Below are 18,330 nucleotides of genomic sequence, written 5' to 3' on the forward strand. Positions count from 1 at the left end.
CCCGGCTCACTGCGGGTTTGATACCACCAGACCGGGGCGATTGTACAGTCCACTGGCGACCCAACATAGCGCCAGACCCAGGGTCAGGCTGCCAAGCCAGCTAGTGGCTAACCAGAGCAGCGGCACGCTATCACCGCGCACCGTGCTATTGAGCAGCACGACTTGTGATAGCAGTGGTACAGCCGTCATCCAGAATTGCTCCTTGACCGGGCTCAGGCTGAGCCACAATGAAGGTGCCATGGGCACGAAAGTCAGAATCGAGGCATACGCCTGGGCTTCCCGGAAGCCGCGCGCGAAGGCAGCGAGAATGCACTGTCCACAGCTGGCTATAAGGGTGAGCGGCCAGGCGATTAAAAAGCACTGCGCGATGACAGCCCAGCCCAGGTTGATCTGAAACCCCATGGCCGCCGCGGGGATCGTTTGCATGGCGAAGTGAAAAGCCACCAGTCCGATGGCCAGACTGGTGCTGCTAAACAACGCGGCTGCCAGAACCTTGCCCAGCATGATTTGCCAGCGTGGTACGGGATTAATGAGCAGCGGCTCCAGAGATTGCCGCTCCTTTTCCCCGGAAGTGGCGTCAATAGCCAGATAGAGCCCGCCGGTGAAAACGGTCATGAGCAGAAAGAAAGGCAGTGTCCCCACCAGCACCGCGCCGCGGCTCTGGGGTGTTGAAACATCAACCTGACGGGTCGCTACGGCTTGTGCCAACAGCGGATCGATACCGCGTAGCTGCAGGCGCTGAGCGCCCACTGTTTGACTGTAGCGTGCCAGTAGTGCGCGCACCCGTTGCAGGTTGGTGGCGGCCTGCCGCCGGGTGGTATCGGCAATCAGCTCCACCACCGCTGGATCTCCGGCGCGCCAGTTGGTGCCGTAGTCCGGGCCGATGCGCAGAGCAAAGTCGATCTCGCGTGCTGCTACCAGTTCCTCCGCGGCGGCAGGAGCCTCGGTTATCTCCACGCCCGCTCGGCGCAGGTAGGCGATCAGGTTGGGCGCGTGCTCAGCACCCGCAATGGGCAGTACCAATTGGGCTTCCGCCTGGCTCACCTGTTGTTCGATCATCAGATTAAAAATAACGGCGAATATCAGCGGTCCCAGCAGGGCGCCGAATAGCAGGGTGCTAAGCACCGTGCGCCGATCCCTTAGGTTGTCGCGCACCTCTTTGGCGAACACCACGCCGACGATATTCATGCCATCAGTCCTTCTGCGGCAGCCCCGACCAGAGTGACAAAGGCATCCTCCAGCGTGCTCTCGCCGCTTTGCGCCAGAATTTCTTCCGGCGCGCCGCTGGTGATTACACGGCCTGCAGCGATCACTACAATACGATCACAGAGCGCGGCGACCTCTTGCATGATGTGCGTCGACAGTACGATGCAGTCCCCGGCAGCGCGTCTATCGAGAATGAATTGGCGTAGAGCACGATTGCTCATGACATCAAGGCCATTGCTGGGCTCGTCGAGCAGAATGTTGCGTGGCTGGTGAATCAGTGCACGGGCAATGGCAACTTTGACCCGCTGCCCTTGCGAGAAGCCATCGCAGCGTCGTTCGAGTAAATCCTCCATGCCCAGCACGCTGCTGAGTTGCTCAATGCGTTGCGCTATAAAATCTTTCTCCAGCCCCTGCATGCGACCAAAATAGGTAATATTCTCGCGCGCGGTCAGACGCGGGTAGAGCCCTTTGGCATCGGGCACCACACCCAGTCGTGAGCGCAACGCGTGGTTGTCCGCGTCCAATTCTTCACCGTCAACCAGAATCTGTCCGCTGTCTGCCGGCAGCAAGCTATACAGCATGCGCAGCGTGGTGGTCTTGCCTGCACCATTGGGGCCCAGCAGCCCGGTAACTTCGCCATCGGCGGCGCTGAAGGTGACGCCATCAACTGCTTGTACCGTGCCGAAGCGTTTACATAAGTTGTGTACGCTGATCATGGCTCCGCCCCCGTCAGCGTAGTGAAAAATGGCGTTGCGCCCATGTTTTCAAGGCAGGAGGTATCGAGTTCGCCAGCCACTGCTGTGCTGATAAAGTCAGCGATCAGTTCGGGTACGCAGCCGCGTCCGCTGACGTTGTGACCTTCTCCGGGCACGACCAGGTGGAGACCGGAAGCATATTGTTGGACAGCCAGTTCGCCATAGCGCGGCGGTGTCACCGGGTCGTATTGGCCGGATAACAGGAGCACAGGTGTTGTGCTGGTGAAACGGCTGTGAAAATCTTCAGCGACGGTTCCATGTGGCCACAATGCACATTGTTGACGTGCCAGAGTGATTAACGAGTCTCCCATCAGCGTATCTCTGGGCGCAATCTCCGTCGGATAAAAAGGGACTTCTTCCGCACACATCACGGAGGTCTCCAAACCAGCGTAAATGCTCTGATTCAGCTCCTGTAATATCATTAGGGCCAGTGCGCCCAGCCGCTCATAATCTTTACTATGCGCCGCCTCGTGCACCAATAATGGCAGCAGCGCGCGGTTTTCCGAGGAATAGGCGAGGATGCGCAGTGCCAGTGTCAGCAGCTGGCGATTGAAAATCAGCTCTTGGCTGGTCCCACTGGCTGGCAGCGGCACGGTAATCGTTACAGGGTGCTCTGCCACCTGCTGGCGTAAGTTTTGATAGCTGGCGCTCAGATCGGGAAAGCGTTGCGTGCAGTCCGAATCCTGGTGGCAGGCGGAAAACGTTTCATTGAGGGCCTGTTCCAGGTTGGTATCGTGCTCTAGTCCCAAAATTAGTTCGCTGGGGACTACCCCGTCAAGAATCACACTGCGAACGTGCTGCGGATACTGGCGCAGGTATTGTTGGGCAACGCGCGTGCCGTAGGAAACTCCTAGCAGATTGATCTGCTGGTAACCCAGGCTGGCGCGCACCTGGTCAAAGTCAGATACGGCAATGGCGGTCGTGTAAAAGCGGGGGTCGGCGTCCAGTTGTGCCAGGCACTCTGCGGTGAAGCGTTCGAGCTCGCCGGGCGCGGGTGTTTGCAGCATGGCGTTAATGTCTTCAGGTGGCGGGCAGCGCAATGGGTTAGAGCCGCCAGTGCCGCGCTGGTCGATCAGTATTACATCGCGATCCGCTGCTGCCTGCTGCAGCGCCTGCATGGCGGCGGGGAACGCGGTGATCGCCGCCTGGCCAGGACCCCCGGCGAAAAAGAACACCGGATCGGCCGCGGGTTCGTTGCTACGTGATCGGATAATAGCCACGTTAAGAGGTATCTGGCGGCCTTCAGGCAGTGCGGGATTCTCAGCGACCAGCAGCGTGCCGCACTGTGCACGCTGTGCGATCAGTCCTTTGGCGGCGCTGAGTTGACAGGCTTCCAGTGGCAGTGTGGCTGCAGTGGAGAGCGTGGCGGTACCGGTGAGCAGTAATGCCACAATGGCAGCAACGCTTTGCACATAGCGCGCCCCGTTAACGCGCGTTAGCAGCTTGGACAAGGCAGTAGTAGAGGAGCGGAGCAGGGTGCTCTTGAAGGATTTCAGACGGTTAGTAGTCTGCGCAGCAGACCGTCCTCGCGCTTATGGCGTTCGCGATAACGTAGCAGATCGCCCAGCATTTCTTCGATATCATCAGCAACCTGCTGGCGCAGGGTGTGCAGCTGCTTCTTGCCGAGTTTTTTACCGCGGTAGGCGCTTAGATCAACCGCTTCGCCAAACTGGATGTAACAGCGCTGCGGTTTGGGGAAGAGCGAGCCGAGGGCACCCAATGGCACGGGGGGCAGCATGTCTGGACGGGTGTTTTCATTGAAGACACCGAGCTGCGTTAAGAGTTTCCCGAGCGCTGTATCGGGCAGGTCCTCGCCCTCTACCAGATGGCTGTAAAATTCGTCAGGTCCCACCATGGCAAACGGCATAATGCGGTAGCCGTGGTAGGCCGCCATTCTGACGAAGCCCAGACGTTGCTTCCAGAGCAGGGTGTAGCGCTCGGCTTCAGTTTTGGTGGCCTCATGTGCTCCGCCCGGGAATACCAGTAGGTCTTCGCCAGCATCCATTAACGCCGCGCAGACATCGGGGTGCCCAATCACGGCACCGCGGCGCAGAAGAAACTCTTCACTGGCAGAGTTCCAGAGGAATTTGTCACCCAGCGGACGCAGAAAGCGGCCCATTTGACGCAGCATAGTCGGTGCCAGAATGGCGCCATCAAACGCAAACAGCGCATGGTTACCGATAAACAGACAGGGCTGCTCAGGCACATTCTCTGTGTTTACCAGAGTGGGTTTGAACAGGCGTTGCACAATCCGGTAGATAACCGCGTCCAGCCTGTCATCGGGGGCGGCAATGGCCAGCGCCCTCTCGATATGCAGTGCGAGATTGGCATCATCGAAGGGCTGATTGTCCTGATCAAATATACTCATGCGGATCCCGTCAGTAGAGGGGCATGATTATAGCGTTTATTGGGCGCCTGCGTAGCGGCAATCGCCCAGTTCAGCGGTTACAGGACTTTTTCGATCGCTGCCTGAAGCGACTCGCTTTCGGGTTTGGTATTGCTGCCAAAATGCTCGACGACCTGACCCTGGGCATTAATCAGATATTTGTTAAAATTCCAGCTCGGTGCACGAGTTTGGCGGGCCAGTTCCTGAAACACCGGGTTGGCGTTCTCTCCGCGCACGTGACTGGGTGCCAGCATGGTAAAGGTCACGCCAAAATTGACGAAGCAGATATCAGCAGCCTTGGCTTCATCATCGTCTTCCTGCTTGAAATCGTCGCTGGCGAAGCCAACCACTACCAGTCCTTGCTCTTTATACTTTTGGTAGACGGCTTCCAGCCCCTTGAACTGAGGCGTGTAGCCACAGTGGCTGGCGGTATTGATCACCAGCATGGGCTTACCCTCAAAGGCGCTGCACAAATTAACTTCGGCTTTGGAATGCAGTTGGCGCATAGAGTGATCGAGGTAGTCAGGACAGGCAGCCTGGACAGACAGGCTACCGATAAAAAGGACAAGGGCTAGGGGAATTCTCATGACTGTGGGCTCCGCGGTTGAATCGACAAATTATTTGATCGCTATTTGCTAGTATACGCGGCTGATACAGTTTGGATTGCCCTCCCTTCAGGCATGTGAACTCGTTGCAAATCTTGATTGGTGTTTTTGGCTGCTCCAATTTGCTCTGGTTTGCGTACAAAGGGGCTTAGCCGCAGCAGGAATGATCATGAAAGATAACAGCTCCACTACCGTCGAGCAGGCCGGTTCTTTGCAGCCCGGCCAAAATGGCGTAGCCCACGACGTGGCAATACCGGCCGGTTTGCCCTGCAGAGGCTGTACCTCGGACTGTGCCTTGCGCGCTGTCTGTCAGGGCAAACCCTGGCGTACCTGCTGATGAGTGACGCACAAGCGCCGCTCATCGTATGGTTTCGCGATGACTTGAGGCTGATGGATCTGCCCGCTTTGGCCGCTGCCGCCGCCAGCGATCAGCCGCTGATATGTTGTTACATTTATGACACTGAGAGTGCTGGTTTACGAGCGCCCGGGGGTGCCAGTTGCTGGTGGCTGCATCACAGTCTGCTAGCGTTGCGCGCGCAGTTGCAGGGTCTTGGCGGTGAGTTGATATTGCGGCAGGGCAAGAGCGTCGACGTGTTGATGGAAATCGCGGCGCAGACTGGCGCTAATGGAATCGTGTGCACGCGGGCCTACGAGCCGGCGCAAATAGGTTTGGAGGTTGAGCTAGCGCGTCGTGCGGATGATGAGGGTTTGACGTGTCGGCGTTATCCCGGTCAGTTGTTGTTTGAGCCGGAGGCTGTGGCCACCGGCCAGGGCACGCCATTCCGCGTATTTACCCCGTTTTGGAAAGCTTGTCGGCGTCTGGTGGAGCCAGCATTTCCGGTGCCGGCACCGACGACTTTGAGATTCTACGCGGGAGACTGCACCACTGAGCCTTTGTCCAGTTTGCAGTTGGCGCCCCAGGCGCCCGATTGGGCGCAGGGCTGGGAAAGTCTGTGGCAGCCAGGTACCGCTGGCGCACAGCAGCGTCTGGGAGAGTTTTTACGTGAGACGGTCGAGGACTATGCCGCCGGCAGGGATTTTCCAGGTCTGGGGGCGACATCACGACTGTCTGCGCATTTGCACTTCGGTGAAATCTCAGCGCGCAGTGTTTGGCATGCGGCACAGCAACAGGCACGGGAGAGGCCGGAATTAGGTCCCCAGATAGACAAATTTCTGGCCGAGCTGGGTTGGCGTGAGTTTAATCGCCACCTGTTGTTCCACTACCCGCAAATTGTCTCGCAGCCATTCAGTCCGCGTTTTTCTGCGTTTCCCTGGCAGTCACATCCGCAGGCGTTGCTGGCCTGGCAGCGTGGTCAAACCGGTTATCCGATAGTCGATGCGGGTATGCGCGAGTTGTGGCAGACCGGGGTCATGCACAACCGGGTCAGAATGATCGTGGCATCCTTTCTCAGTAAACACTTGCTGATCGATTGGCGCGACGGCGAAGCGTGGTTCTGGGATACGCTGGTTGACGCTGATCTTGCCAACAACGTTGGCGGCTGGCAGTGGGTGGCGGGCAGTGGTGCAGATGCCTCACCTTACTTCAGGGTCTTTAACCCGACTCTGCAGAGCGCCAAATTTGATAAGGCCGGGGACTACGTACGGCGCTGGGTCCCCGAGTTGGCAGAATTACCCGCCAAGTACCTGCATGAGCCTGCGGAGGCGCCTCCTGAGGTGCTGGAGGCAGCCGGCGTAGAACTGGGGGCGACCTATCCGAAGCCGCTGGTAGAGCACCGCTTTGCGCGGCAGCGGGCGCTGGATGCCTATGCCGCGCTGACCTGATTGCCAATGACAGTTAGATCCACTGCATCAGCGTCACCGCCAAGATCAGGCCAATGGTCGGCACCACCACAGTCAGAGCGGCGATCGGCCAGTAGGCGCTTTGATGGGTTTCGCCACAAATAGCCCGCACGGTGGTGACGACATAGCCATTGTGGGGCAGTGAATCGAGCGCGCCGGAAGCAATGGATGAAATGCGATGCAACTGGTCAGGGTTGACGCCGACGTCAGTGTAATAGGGCGCCAGTACCGGTAGTGCTATAGACAGTCCGCCGGATGCTGAACCGGTCAAGCCCGCGATTACGGTGACGGCTATGGCGGCGCCGATCAGCTCGTTGCCGGGAATGCCTGTCATCGCCTCAACAGCGACCGCAAATGCGGGCGAGGCCTTGGCGACGGTGCCAAAGCCAACCACGGCGGCGGTGTTACCAATGGCAATTAATGCGCCACTGGTGCCCTCATTGACGGCGCCAGACAGGTCGTGGAAATGACGCCAGTTGATCACCATGATACTGATGCAGCCGCCACCCAGTGCGAGAATTAGCGCGTACTGGGCATAGGCCTCATGAAAGAAAAATGAAACCAGCAGCACCACCAACAGCGGCAGTAATCCGCTGGCGGGATGCGGGTAGTCGCGCTCGGGTATTTCGGGATCACTCAGGCGGTGCTCAAAATGCTCCCCATTGGCCACTGCCCGTCCAATCATGCGGCGCAGCCACCAAAAGCCGAATGCCGCCATAAAGGCGGCAACAATAAAGCTGACTTCCCAGGCGGCATAGGGTGAAGTCCCGAGATATTTGATGGGAATCCAGTTCTGGATCTCTGGCGATCCTGCGGTCGTCATCGTAAATGTCACCGAGCCGAATGCCAGCGCCGCAGGAATGAAGCGACGTGGGAGATTGGCATCCTTGAACAGACTCAAAGCCATGGGAAAAACCGAGAAGGCGACGATAAAAACGCTGACGCCGCCATAAGTAAGAATCGCGCACGCCATGACCACCGCCGCGACCGCGTGTTGCATTCCCAGTTTATTGACGATCCAGCGCGCCAGACTATCGGCTGAGCCGGTGTCTTCCATGAACTTGCCGAACAGGCTGCCGAGCAGAAACATCAAGAACCAGGCGCCGACGAAACCGGCAAAGCCGTCCATGTAGGTGGTTACAAAGGCGATGCCGTCGCCGCTGGGCAGGACTGGAATGTTGCCACTAAAAGCAATCAGTAGCGCACACAGTGGTGCCGCTATAAACAGGTTCCAGCCACGCAGGGCCAGTACCGTTAGCAGCGCGAGGCTGCCAACCAGTCCAATCATGCTGATCATTATGTTCTCCGCAGTGTTTGATGACGGTGTCCAATGTCTGTGTCAGCTGTGTCGCTATTGATGACTTAAGGTCTAGCTACGGTCTAGTTATTGTGTATTCAGCTGGCAGACTGTTGCCGGCTGTGAATATAACAACGAAGAACGCGGTATAGCCACTGTTTATGTTGTGTCACGTATTCTTGATCTAAGCGATTGCTTGAATTGATACTAACGCTTTATTCTAGCGATTTAAGATAGCGAAATCGGTGGCAGATGGGCGACGCGATATACAAGGATTCTTTCAGCCCCAGCGAGCGAGCAGAGTTTGCGCGGCGCTTGCAGGTGCAGTTGACGTCCCTGCGAGAGCTGCTAAAGAGCCCGCCGCTTAACGTCAGGGCTCCGAGCTTTGGTGCTGAGCTGGAGCTGTATCTGGTCGATAGTGATTATGCCCCAGCGGCGATCAGTGAAACTTTGCTAAAGCAGATGGCCAATCCGCAGCTGACGCCAGAGCTGAACCGTTACAATCTCGAATTCAATATGACGCCGGTGTCGGCGCAGGGTCACCCATTCGCAGCCATGGAACGGGAGTTGCGCCAGCTCATGCAGCGATTGCAGGAAGAGGCGCGCGCGCTGGACTGTAATATTTTGCCGATTGGTATATTGCCGACACTGCAGCAGGCGCACTTGAGTCAGGATTATATGTCTGACCGACCGCGTTATCACGCTCTTAATCGTGGCATCAATGCGCTACGTGGCGCCGACTACGACATTCATATAGACGGAGAAGACCCACTCTCGTTGCGCGGCGAGGGCGTCACAGTAGAGGGCGCCAATACCTCTTTTCAGGTGCATCTACGGGTGCCGGCTGCGGACTTTGCCAAATGGTTCAACGCGGCGCAGCTGACCGCACCACTGGTGCTGGCGTTGGGGGCCAACTCTCCGCTGATTGCCGGGCACCGGCTCTGGCAGGAGTCGCGTATTGCCCTGTTCAAGCAGAGTGTCGATTACCGTCAGCACGATAACCCCGGCTGGCGTGAGCCGGCGCGGGTGTCTTTTGGTCATGGCTGGGTTCGCGAGGGCGCTTGGGAACTGTTCGCCGAGAACGTCGCCTTGTATCCGCCGTTGATCCCGGCCTTGTTTCCGGAGCAGCAGCAACAGCAATCCGGCCCCATGTTCTCTGAGTTGCGCTTACACCACGGCACAATTTGGCCCTGGAACCGTCCGGTATATGATCACCATGATGGCGGCCATTTACGCATCGAATTTCGATCCTTGCCGGCGGGGCCGACTATTACCGATATGTTGGCCAATGCGGCGTTATCAATTGGTTGGGCAGTGGGCCTGCAAGATCGTATTGACAGTTATATGGCCGGCCTGCCGTTTCGCTTTGCTGAATACAATTTCTACCGTGCGGCTCAGTTTGGACTAGACGCGGAGTTGATTTGGCCGCGAGCGGGTGGTGTGGGCCTGGAGCTGCGTCCGATCACCGAATTGATTCGGGAATTACTGCCGCTGGCCGCTGTTGGTACCGCCGAGCTGGGTGTTACTAGTGGCGATACGGAACATCTCTGGGAGGTTCTGCAGCAACGTTTGGCGATGAAGAGTAACGGTGCAAGTTGGCAGTTGCGGCGTTTTGCCGCGCATCGGCAGACGCTACCGGTCGCAGAATCCTGTGCCGCCATGCTGGCTGAATACGTTGAAAACGTGATGGTGGGTGCACCGGTGGCAACCTGGTGCTGACGGTATGGGAACAGCCTTCAGCGGCAGCGGTAGCACCACGGGTCAGCGATTTCTTGTGCGACCTGCCGGGCCCTGTCGCTATTCATCTGCACGGTCATGACCGAAGCCGCTGCAGGGTTCTGGTTACACTGTTGCATGGTAATGAGCCCTCTGGATTGGAGGCGGTGCACCAGTGGTTGCGCAGCGGTAAGCAGCCCGCTGTCGATACAGTCTTCATCATTGCTTCCGTTGCCGCTGCGCGCACCGAACCTTTATTTTATTTCCGCCAGTTGCCAGGCAAGCGTGATCTGAATCGCTGCTTCTCCCCGCCCTATACCGACAACGAAGGCTTGTTGGCGCAAGCCATCTTGCAGCATATCGATCAGTGTCAGCCGGAGGCAGTGATTGATATACATAATACCTCTGGCTCCAGTCATGGCTTTGCCGTGGCAACCAGTGATACTCCCGCAGCGCGCTGTTTGGTGGGGTTGTTCGTGGATTACCTGATTATCACTGACTTGCAGTTGGGCTCGTTGATGGAGCAGCCGTTGGCATGCCCGGTAGTGACCATCGAAGCGGGCGGGGCGCTTGATGATGCGGCAGATTTTGTTGCCAGTGCCGGGCTGGGTCGGTACTTGATGGCGCCACATGTGTTTGCAGAGGAGCGTCCGCTGACCTTGTTCCAGCATCCCTACCGGCTGGAATTGTTGCAACATTCGCGTATTGATTATGCCGATCATGGCTTGCGCGATCGTGATGTGACGATACGCAAAGACATAGAGCGCTATAACTTTGCCGCCCTCGAAGCTGGCGCGGCCCTGGGCTGGCTGGGCGAAGAGGGTCTGACGCATCTGCAAGTGGTGGCAGGGGATTGCAGCCACCCGGTAGAGGAGTTCTTCCAGGTGCGCGATGGTATACTCTCTGCACGCAGTCGCCTGCACCTGTTTATGGCGACCACGCGCGCCGATATCGCCGCATCAGATTGTCTGTTTTATTTTGTCACGGAGCCCGTTCCCGTCAGTGAAAGTTAATGCCGTCTAAATCTAAACGCTGGAAATTGCCGGCCCTGCAGCGCAGTGTTACGGCTTCTCTGGCGGGTCTGCGCGCTGGTTCTGCTTTAGCAGCAGACGGGGTTGTGCAGAGTATTCGGCAACGTGGCGCCGGATCTGAGCAGACGGCGTCGAGTTCAGACTTTGCGCGTCGCGAAGCGCGGCGGTTTGTCGACGAATTAGGGCGCCTGAAAGGCACTTACATCAAAATCGGGCAGATGCTGGCGATGTTCGGCGAGCATTTTCTACCGCCAGCCCTGACGGAGGCGCTGCATGAGTTGGAGTCTCAAACTGAGCCGCTAGCTTGGGAACAGATGCAGAAGGTACTACAGGCTGATCTGGGCGCGTCTGTGGCTGCGCTGGACATCGAACCCATCGCGCTCGCGGCGGCTTCTATCGGGCAGGTGCATCGTGCCACCATAACAGCCACGGGTGAGCAGATTTGTCTGAAAGTGCAGTACCCGGGTCTGGCGGAGGTGATCGATCAGGACTTTGATGCGGTGGTGCGGATGTTGCGTCTCGCCCGCTGGATTAAAGGTGGGCGTGAGCTGGATGCCTGGCTGGAGTCCATGCGTGAGCATTTGCACACCGAGATCGATTATCTTCGCGAAGCCAGCTTTTGTCGTCAGATGGGGCAGTGGGTAGCGGCGCTCAACAGCGATGTTGCCTATCATGTGCCGCGGGTAATCGATGAGTACTCCGGTCCACAGGTTCTGGCCATGGAGTATATCGAGGGTAGTCTGGTTAATGGGGAGGCAGTATTAGGCCTGTCGCAAAGGCGACGTACGCGTCTCGGCAAGGCGATGTTGGAATTATTTTTTCTGGAGTTGTTTGAGTGGGGGGTGCTGCAGAGCGATCCTAACTTCGGCAACTACCTGATAGAGATTGATCCACGCAAACGCGGTGCTGCCGATAAACTCGCTTTGCTTGATTTTGGCTCGATGCTCGAATGTCCCGAGTATTTTCTGGTGCATCTGCGCAATACCATCGCCTTTGGTTTCACCGGCGATCGTGCAGGCATTGCGGGGGCGCTGACCGGGCTGGGTTGTTTGCCTGCAGATGCCAGTGACGAGGCACGGGAATTGTTTGTAGATTTTTGCCTACACCTGCTAGAACCACTGCAGGACCCAAAACATTTGCCTGCTGAGCGCCTTAATGCAGCCGGTGAATATTGCTGGGGCAAGTCAGCGCTGCTGCGCCGGGCTGGCAAGCAGGCTGCAAAAAATGCCGCCAGTTCGCATTTTACCGTACCGTCGCGGGAGTTCGCCCTGATCGCACGCAAACTCAGTGGCGTGTTTACTTTTATTTCTGTGCTGGGTGCCGAGTTTAATGGCTATGCGGTGGCACTCCCTTACATACAACCGTGGCTGGAACAGCGCTCTGGAGAATCTATTGGCAGATAAAAAATCTCGTGCAGTACCCGCGTCCCGCGTGGGTCGGCTGGGCCGAATGGCCAAGTTGGCCGGCGGCCTGGCCGGCGGTTTTATTGCCGAGGGCTCAAGGCGTTTGGCACAAGGTGAGCGTCCGCGCGCCCGGGATATGTTGCTAACGCCTGGCAATGCGCGCCGGCTCACCGATGAGCTGGCCCATATGCGCGGTGCCGCCATGAAGATGGGGCAGATGCTGTCCATGGAAACCGGCGAGTTTTTGCCGCCTGAACTGACTGATATTTTGGCGCGATTGCGCTCTGATGGGTTTTCCATGCCGCCCAAACAGTTGCAGCAAACCATGACCGAGGCGTATGGCGAAGACTGGGAAGAGCTGTTTTACGGTTTTGATGCCAAGCCCATCGCCGCCGCTTCTATCGGCCAGGTACATCGTGCCTATGCGCCGGATGGTCGTGAGATAGTACTTAAAATCCAGTATCCCGGTGTCGCCCGCAGCATTGATAGCGATGTAGATAATATCAGTGGCTTGTTGCGGGTCTCTGGCCTGCTTCCGGAGGGTATAGATATCAAACCGCTGCTCGCAGATGCCAAGGAGCAATTGCGTGACGAAGCCGATTACCTGCTAGAAGCGGAGCACTTGAAAACTTACGGCGAAGCGCTCGCCGATGATGATCGCTTTTTGGTTCCCGAGGTCATCGAGGACTTGGTGCGTGAACAGGTATTGCCGATGACCTATTTGGCCAGTGAGCCTATAGAAACCATTGCTGATCTGCCGCAGGAAGATCGAGACCGCTTGTGCAGTGCTTTGATGGAATTGATGTTGCTGGAGTTCTTCGGCTGGCGCATGGTGCAAACCGACCCCAACTTTGCCAATTACCGCTATAAATCTGAGACGGGGCAATTGGTGTTGTTAGACTTTGGTGCCACGCGCTATTTCAAGGCAGGGTTTGTAAACGGCTACAAGGCGCTGGTGCGCGCTGCTATCAAACAGGATGGCAAGAAGCTGATCAAGGCTACAGAAAAATTGGGCTATGTGGTTGCTGGTGCGAATGACGAATACACGCAGCTGGTGGAGCAAGTACTGTTGATGGCGCTAGAGTCGCTGGCTTATGACGGTGCCTACGATTTTGGCGCAACTGATCTGCCTGCGCGGCTGGCCGCATACACAGAGTCTATTCAGGACTTTAAAGAATTCTGGCAGGCGCCGCCCACGGATGCGGTGTTCTTTCATCGCAAAATTGGCGGCATCTTTATGTTGGCCAGTCGTATGAAAGCGCGCGTTAATATTCGTGAGCTGGCCCAGCGCTGGGTCTAGCTGCAGGGGGAACATCTGATGCTGAGCGTTTTTTTGGTTAACGCCGTGGTAGTCGGAATTGTGGTGGTCATTCATTACGAATTTCTCTATCGGCTGACCCTGGTCATACCACGCATCCAAGTTGCCCATCGTTACCGCATTGTGTTGGGTGTGGTCGGTGCACTGATTGCTCACGCGATAGAGGTGTGGATTTTCGCGATCGTGTATTACTGGATGCACAGGGCCGAGGGCTGGGGTGAACTGACCGGTAACTTCAGTGGCACGCTGATGGACTGCGCCTATTTTTCCTTTACGACGTTCACCACACTGGGATTCGGGGATATTGTTCCGCTTGGCGACGTGCGCTATTTGACGGGTCTGGAAGCCCTGACCGGGCTGGTTTTGATTACCTGGTCCGCCTCGTTTCTATATCTTGAAATGCAGAAAGATTGGGTGCCTGAGCAACGCTAGTTTTTGCGTAATCCGTCCTGCTCGAGGCGCCAGCGCAAAGAGTCGAGACGGTCCTGTCCGAAGAAGGGCTCGTCAGCGTATACGAAGGTAGGTACGCCCCAGTGACCGGAATTTTCCAGCGCGTGCTGATTCTCAGCCACCTCTGCAAGATGGTCTGCAGGATCTTCGATAGCAGCTTCCATAGCGTCCAGGTCCAGTCCTGCCGCTGCCGCTGCAGCAGTGAGATGATCGCCCTGATCCCAGTCGCGGGTGCCGCCAAAGATCATGCGCGAAACGCTGGCGGCAAACTCAATGCCGCGACCGCGCCGCTGTGCTTCCACGCCCAAATACGTGAGCCTGTGGATGTAAGGTTGGTCCTCTGCAATTTTAAAAGTTTGCATGTCTTGCACGATAGGATCTGGCGACGGCCAGCGCTGAGGTAGCCCCAGCATGGCCGCGCGGCGGGGGTAATCGATGCGAATGTAGCGGGCTCTTTTCTGGTTTTCGGGACTGAAAAAATCAGGTTGCCTGAGTGCCAGTGGCAGTACCGGGCGAAACTGTATTTCAGCATCAAAGTCTTTCACCAACTGCAGTGCACCCGGGGTTGCCAAGTACGAGTAGGGGCTGCGGAAAGACCAATAGAGGTTGATTTGGGCCGGCATAGTAAACTCTCCGTTAGTATTCCCAGCCCACGCCAGTGGAAAGGCCATAGTCGATACTACTGTCGCCTTCGTTCTGGTTGTCGTAGGTAGCCCATGCGGTAAAGTCCAGATAGAGGTCCGCTACAATTTCCCAGCGCAGGCGGGCATTGGTATCGCCACGCATCCGGCCACTCTCGGTGAGACTGGGGTAGAGGCTGCCTTCTAGCGCCAGGTCAAGCTCGGGGGTGCTGAATCGCCACAGGTTATAGCTGGCGGTTAAAAATCCTTCCACACTCTGCTGTTCAGCACCTGAAGTTGAGCGTTCCGTCAGGACCTGCAATCCGGCCTCGGACGATAGTCGGTGACGGTTGGTATCTTTAAAGTAGCGACCCCAGCCGATACCGGTGGTAACCCGGTAGTCCAGTTGCAATTCGTCGGAGCTTTCATAGTTGGCGTGCAGTGTTCGATAGAGCTGGGATCGATCTGTCCAAACCCGCCGCGAGAGGTCTACTTTGGCACTCTGCTTGAGATCGCCCCCGGTATTGGTGTTAGTCGAGCGGCCCGTCAGCTGGTTGCGACTTTTCTCGTCCTCGTAACCAATAGTGGTGTTGAACTCCCAGGTAGTGATATCACTGGCCTTGTTGTAGGCCGCAGTAGTGGAGAGGTAGATATCAATCCGGTCCTTGAACTCTTTGGCTACCGGACGCAGCTCGACAATGTCCAGCGGCGCCAGTTCGCGGGTGCCGCCGTAGTGGCGCACGGTGAGAATACTGGCCATATCTGATTCCATCGCTACCGTGCCATAAAAGCGCGAGCCATCGCTGGACCTCACCTCATAGCGATAGGCGCTTTCCACAGCAACCACGTCTTCCCATTCAATAGACAGCGTGCCCATCGAATCGGTGCCGAGCTTGAGAATGCCGCTGAACAGCTCTTTGATCTCGCCAGTGATGTGATCCCCGTTTATTAGGGTGATGACATCGGTTTTTGGATGCGCTTGCGCGGGGTTGGCAATTAACGCGGCGACGAGCGTCAAAACGAATATTGAGGCAAACCTTATCACTGGCAATCTCCTGCTTCTTGGAGGTTAAGCGGTAGAGCGGGCATGATAGCTGAGGATGCCGGCGGCGGCGAGTCTAGGCAGGCATATTCATGGGGATGACTGTTTTCCAGCGCCCGCGCTTGAAGCGCCAACTGAGCATGGCGGCCTTGACCAGATAGTCTCCGGTTAGTGCGGCGTAGACCCACTCCACAGAAAGCCCCAGCCATGTCGCCAAAACTGCCAGTCCCAGCCGTACCCCAATCAGGCTAAAGATGGTGGCGACCAACGGAAAGCGGGTATCTCCGGCGCCGCGTAGGCTGCCACCGAGAGCGAAATCAATGGCCATAAAAGGCATCATGACACCCAGCAAGTAGACGAAGTTGATGGCCAGGCCGACCGTTACTGGTTCTGTAATAAAGAACAAAACCAGAGGCTCTGCAAAGGTCATTACCAGTACCCCGATGCCGCCCATTGCCACAATCGCCAGCGCCATACAGCGCCAACCACTGCGCGCTGCGCCAGCATGATCATTGGCACCCAGATGTTGCCCCACCAGCGTGGAAGCCGCGACCGAAAAGCCAAAACCTATAGTGATAGCGGCCAGCAGAACGTTGACGCCAACGCTGTAGGCGGCAAATGCCTCTGTGCCATAGAAATTGCCGATCAGCATTAGAAAGCCAATGAAGCCAGCCTGAATGATAAGTTGCTCTACCGCTGCCGGATAGCCGATATCAACCAGCCGGCGCAGCCTGTCCCGGCGCATCCAGCCCTTGATAGAGCCTTGAAGTTGTACCTTCTGACTGAGCCACAGCCACATCAACACTGCCGCACCCGCCGTGAAAGCCAGACCTGAGGCTATTGCCACGCCGACCACTCCCAGCTTCGGTAGGCCCATGTTGCCAAATACCAGCAGATACAGCAGTGGGACATTGATGATATTGATACCGGCAGAGACCCACAGTGGCGTCCAGGCGTCGCCCGAGGCGCGCAGGGCGGCAGAAAGAATGGCGGTAATAGCATAGGCAAAGTTGAACAAACTGAGCCAGCGTATATTAGCGGCTGCCAGCGCATGCGCCTGTTCATCCAGTCCGAAGGCTCCAGCGAGTACGGAGGCCAGAAAAAAACCGGTGCAGGTTATCGGTATTGCCAACCCTAACGCGAGTGCTAGCGAGGCCACAGTAATCCGGTTTGCTTCGACACGATCATTAGCGCCCCAGGCGCGAGCAACCAGAGCTGTGGTGCCGATGCTGACAGCCATCATGATGGCTTGCATGAGGAAGAAAATCCGTTGTCCGGCGCCGACCGCTGCCAGCGCCTCAGCGCCCAGCGAGCCGACCATTTTGGTCTGCGTCAGCCCCACTATTGTGAACGAAAGATTGCCTAATATAGAAGGTATGGCCAGCTGCCATATGCCTGGTCTTTGGTTGGTTTGCAGGTCATCCGTGGCCTTGTTCAAGCTCATTGACCGGCGGTATCAGGAGCGCAAGGCAAAGCGTGCGGGAATATTGCCGGGTATCCGGAACAGAGAGGGCGCCCAGCGAAAGTTGTCCTCGTCCAATTCAATATCGCGAATACGGCGGGCGATGCTGGCAAATGCGACCTCAGCGTTCATGCGTGCCAGATGCGAACCAAGGCAGAAGTGAATGCCGCCGCCGAATGAACAATGCCGGGCCTCGTTGCGGGTAATATCGAATCTATCAGGGTCGCTGAATACGGCCGGGTCGCGGTTGGCGGCAATCAGGTGGGCGCTGATGACACTGTCAGCGGGTATGGTGACACCACCGAAGTCAGTATCCTCCCAAAGCACGCGCACGGTCATTGGCACCGAAGGTTCAAAGCGCAGACATTCCTGCGCGGCTGAGCCAGCCAGTTCCGGGTTTGCGGCCAGCAGCTCAAACTGATCCGGATAGTGGGCGAAACAGCGCATGCCATTGCCGATAAGACCAATAGTGGTTTCCAGTCCGGCGATCAGCAGCCCTATACCCTGCTGCAATAACTCTTCGGTCGAGAGTTTGTCTCCAGTTTCTTCAGCCATGACCATAGCGCTAAGAATATCCGTACCGGGATTGGCGCGACGTTCCTCTATCAGGTCCAGCATATAACCGGCCAGTTCTTCCAGAGCAGCGTGGGCTTTGCCCTGTAGTTCAGGGAATGCTTTAACAGCCAGAATATAGGTGGCGTGTGACACCAGCCGCGATAGCCGCTGTCTGTCGCTGAAATTAATACCCAGCATGGCGCACATGGAGGCGGCTGGAACCAATAGTGCAAAGTCCTCCGCCAGATCCATTTCACCCGCCCTGACGCTCTGGTCCAGTTCGCCATCAACTACCGCCTGTACCTGCGGTCGCAGTGCCGCCAGTGCAGCTGGAGTGAAGGCTTTGCTGACCAGCTTGCGCAAGCGATCGTGGTCAGGAGGGTCCATGCGCAGCATGAATTTGGAATTTTCACTGTCCTCGCGCGAGTGGTCAGGTATCAGCCCATTGCGATGACGCATACCTACACTGCTGTGCTTGAGAAGTTGCTGGATGTCAGCGTAACGCGATAAACGCCAGCGTCCTTCAGGAGTGAGATTAATCGGTGCCGTCTCGCGCAAATGTGCAAAACGAGCGTGTGGATCTGTCTTCAGGTCATCGGTAGCAGGGTTGATGCCGTACCAGCCCGGCGTAACCGTGTCGGAAGTGTCGGAGCTTTGCCGCGCGGTCATATCAGATCCTCAACT

Annotated in this window: 17 protein-coding genes; 7 read left to right on the forward strand and 10 right to left on the reverse strand. The window is 57.0% G+C overall.

Annotation, left to right across the window (positions count from 1 at the left end; genetic code table 11):
* Window positions 1-6: 6 nt before the first annotated feature.
* The 5 genes from EYC98_RS05850 to EYC98_RS05870 all read right to left on the reverse strand — a co-directional run bounded on the left by EYC98_RS05850 (window position 7) and on the right by EYC98_RS05870 (window position 4,934).
* On the reverse strand, window positions 7-1,188 hold the full coding sequence (locus tag EYC98_RS05850) for an ABC transporter permease (RefSeq protein WP_279244376.1): 1,182 nt from the start codon (window positions 1,186-1,188) through the stop codon (window positions 7-9).
* On the reverse strand, window positions 1,185-1,922 hold the full coding sequence (locus tag EYC98_RS05855; protein WP_279244377.1) for an ABC transporter ATP-binding protein: 738 nt from the start codon (window positions 1,920-1,922) through the stop codon (window positions 1,185-1,187). The genes EYC98_RS05850 and EYC98_RS05855 overlap by 4 nt, the downstream gene beginning before the upstream one ends.
* Window positions 1,919-3,373, reverse strand: a complete 1,455-nt coding sequence (locus EYC98_RS05860) for an alpha/beta hydrolase (protein ID WP_279244378.1) — start codon at window positions 3,371-3,373, stop codon at window positions 1,919-1,921. Before EYC98_RS05860 ends, EYC98_RS05855 begins: the two co-directional genes overlap by 4 nt.
* 80 nt (window positions 3,374-3,453) lie before the next feature.
* A complete protein-coding gene (locus tag EYC98_RS05865) occupies window positions 3,454-4,329 on the reverse strand; it encodes a lysophospholipid acyltransferase family protein (protein ID WP_279244379.1) in 876 nt (291 codons plus the stop codon).
* Window positions 4,330-4,406: 77 nt separating this feature from the next.
* Window positions 4,407-4,934, reverse strand: a complete 528-nt coding sequence (locus EYC98_RS05870) for a glutathione peroxidase (RefSeq protein ID WP_279244380.1) — start codon at window positions 4,932-4,934, stop codon at window positions 4,407-4,409.
* A gap of 187 nt (window positions 4,935-5,121) precedes the next feature.
* Here EYC98_RS05870 and EYC98_RS05875 point away from each other — a divergent pair, with 187 nt between their 5' ends.
* Window positions 5,122-5,289 carry a hypothetical protein gene (locus EYC98_RS05875; RefSeq protein WP_279244381.1) on the forward strand — a complete coding sequence of 56 codons (168 nt, stop codon included), beginning with the start codon at window positions 5,122-5,124 and terminating at the stop codon, window positions 5,287-5,289.
* Window positions 5,289-6,734, forward strand: coding sequence for a cryptochrome/photolyase family protein (locus EYC98_RS05880; RefSeq protein WP_279244382.1), 1,446 nt, complete (start codon window positions 5,289-5,291; stop codon window positions 6,732-6,734). Before EYC98_RS05875 ends, EYC98_RS05880 begins: the two co-directional genes overlap by 1 nt.
* Window positions 6,735-6,747: 13 nt before the next feature.
* On the opposite strand, the gene EYC98_RS05885 is transcribed toward EYC98_RS05880, so the two are convergent.
* Window positions 6,748-8,049: a GntP family permease gene (locus EYC98_RS05885; RefSeq protein ID WP_279244383.1), complete on the reverse strand. Its 1,302-nt coding sequence runs from the start codon at window positions 8,047-8,049 to the stop codon at window positions 6,748-6,750.
* A 252-nt stretch (window positions 8,050-8,301) separates the two neighbouring features.
* Here EYC98_RS05885 and EYC98_RS05890 point away from each other — a divergent pair, with 252 nt between their 5' ends.
* From EYC98_RS05890 to EYC98_RS05910, 5 genes are read left to right on the forward strand one after another with little or no spacing between them, the layout of a single operon-like run.
* On the forward strand, window positions 8,302-9,768 hold the full coding sequence (locus EYC98_RS05890; RefSeq protein WP_279244384.1) for a glutamate-cysteine ligase family protein: 1,467 nt from the start codon (window positions 8,302-8,304) through the stop codon (window positions 9,766-9,768).
* The gene (locus tag EYC98_RS05895) at window positions 9,762-10,778 is read left to right on the forward strand and encodes a M14 family metallopeptidase (RefSeq protein ID WP_279244385.1); all 1,017 of its coding nucleotides are present in this window, start codon (window positions 9,762-9,764) and stop codon (window positions 10,776-10,778) included. Before EYC98_RS05890 ends, EYC98_RS05895 begins: the two co-directional genes overlap by 7 nt.
* Window positions 10,778-12,199 carry an ABC1 kinase family protein gene (locus EYC98_RS05900; protein WP_279244386.1) on the forward strand — a complete coding sequence of 474 codons (1,422 nt, stop codon included), beginning with the start codon at window positions 10,778-10,780 and terminating at the stop codon, window positions 12,197-12,199. The genes EYC98_RS05895 and EYC98_RS05900 overlap by 1 nt, the downstream gene beginning before the upstream one ends.
* Window positions 12,189-13,499: an ABC1 kinase family protein gene (locus EYC98_RS05905; RefSeq protein ID WP_279244387.1), complete on the forward strand. Its 1,311-nt coding sequence runs from the start codon at window positions 12,189-12,191 to the stop codon at window positions 13,497-13,499. Before EYC98_RS05900 ends, EYC98_RS05905 begins: the two co-directional genes overlap by 11 nt.
* Before the next feature lie 18 nt (window positions 13,500-13,517).
* Window positions 13,518-13,949: a potassium channel family protein gene (locus EYC98_RS05910; RefSeq protein WP_279244388.1), complete on the forward strand. Its 432-nt coding sequence runs from the start codon at window positions 13,518-13,520 to the stop codon at window positions 13,947-13,949.
* Here EYC98_RS05910 and EYC98_RS05915 read toward each other — a convergent pair.
* From EYC98_RS05915 to EYC98_RS05930, 4 genes are all read right to left on the reverse strand, one after another.
* Window positions 13,946-14,590, reverse strand: a complete 645-nt coding sequence (locus EYC98_RS05915) for a 2-hydroxychromene-2-carboxylate isomerase (RefSeq protein ID WP_279244389.1) — start codon at window positions 14,588-14,590, stop codon at window positions 13,946-13,948. The genes EYC98_RS05910 and EYC98_RS05915 overlap by 4 nt on opposite strands.
* Window positions 14,591-14,603: 13 nt before the next feature.
* On the reverse strand, window positions 14,604-15,632 hold the full coding sequence (locus EYC98_RS05920; RefSeq protein WP_279244390.1) for a DUF481 domain-containing protein: 1,029 nt from the start codon (window positions 15,630-15,632) through the stop codon (window positions 14,604-14,606).
* Window positions 15,633-15,705: 73 nt separating this feature from the next.
* Complete coding sequence (locus EYC98_RS05925; protein ID WP_279244391.1) at window positions 15,706-17,073, reverse strand: MATE family efflux transporter; 1,368 nt, start codon at window positions 17,071-17,073, stop codon at window positions 15,706-15,708.
* A gap of 12 nt (window positions 17,074-17,085) precedes the next feature.
* Complete coding sequence (locus EYC98_RS05930) at window positions 17,086-18,315, reverse strand: cytochrome P450 (RefSeq protein WP_279244392.1); 1,230 nt, start codon at window positions 18,313-18,315, stop codon at window positions 17,086-17,088.
* Window positions 18,316-18,330: the final 15 nt, after the last annotated feature.

It is taken from the genome of Candidatus Litorirhabdus singularis, assembly GCF_026262625.1.
Lineage (GTDB): Bacteria > Pseudomonadota > Gammaproteobacteria > Pseudomonadales > Halieaceae > Litorirhabdus > Litorirhabdus singularis.

What these genes read in the sequence shown, in the direction of transcription:
- EYC98_RS05885 (WP_279244383.1), bottom strand. Translation starts at nt 8,049, where the DNA reads ATGATCAGCATGATTGGACTGGTTGGCAGCCTCGCGCTGCTAACGGTA.
- EYC98_RS05890 (WP_279244384.1), top strand. Translation starts at nt 8,302, where the DNA reads ATGGGCGACGCGATATACAAGGATTCTTTCAGCCCCAGCGAGCGAGCA.
- EYC98_RS05855 (WP_279244377.1), bottom strand. Translation starts at nt 1,922, where the DNA reads ATGATCAGCGTACACAACTTATGTAAACGCTTCGGCACGGTACAAGCA.
- EYC98_RS05875 (WP_279244381.1), top strand. Translation starts at nt 5,122, where the DNA reads ATGAAAGATAACAGCTCCACTACCGTCGAGCAGGCCGGTTCTTTGCAG.
- EYC98_RS05915 (WP_279244389.1), bottom strand. Translation starts at nt 14,590, where the DNA reads ATGCCGGCCCAAATCAACCTCTATTGGTCTTTCCGCAGCCCCTACTCG.
- EYC98_RS05925 (WP_279244391.1), bottom strand. Translation starts at nt 17,073, where the DNA reads ATGAGCTTGAACAAGGCCACGGATGACCTGCAAACCAACCAAAGACCA.
- EYC98_RS05865 (WP_279244379.1), bottom strand. Translation starts at nt 4,329, where the DNA reads ATGAGTATATTTGATCAGGACAATCAGCCCTTCGATGATGCCAATCTC.
- EYC98_RS05850 (WP_279244376.1), bottom strand. Translation starts at nt 1,188, where the DNA reads ATGAATATCGTCGGCGTGGTGTTCGCCAAAGAGGTGCGCGACAACCTA.
- EYC98_RS05910 (WP_279244388.1), top strand. Translation starts at nt 13,518, where the DNA reads ATGCTGAGCGTTTTTTTGGTTAACGCCGTGGTAGTCGGAATTGTGGTG.
- EYC98_RS05870 (WP_279244380.1), bottom strand. Translation starts at nt 4,934, where the DNA reads ATGAGAATTCCCCTAGCCCTTGTCCTTTTTATCGGTAGCCTGTCTGTC.
- EYC98_RS05930 (WP_279244392.1), bottom strand. Translation starts at nt 18,315, where the DNA reads ATGACCGCGCGGCAAAGCTCCGACACTTCCGACACGGTTACGCCGGGC.
- EYC98_RS05900 (WP_279244386.1), top strand. Translation starts at nt 10,778, where the DNA reads ATGCCGTCTAAATCTAAACGCTGGAAATTGCCGGCCCTGCAGCGCAGT.
- EYC98_RS05880 (WP_279244382.1), top strand. Translation starts at nt 5,289, where the DNA reads ATGAGTGACGCACAAGCGCCGCTCATCGTATGGTTTCGCGATGACTTG.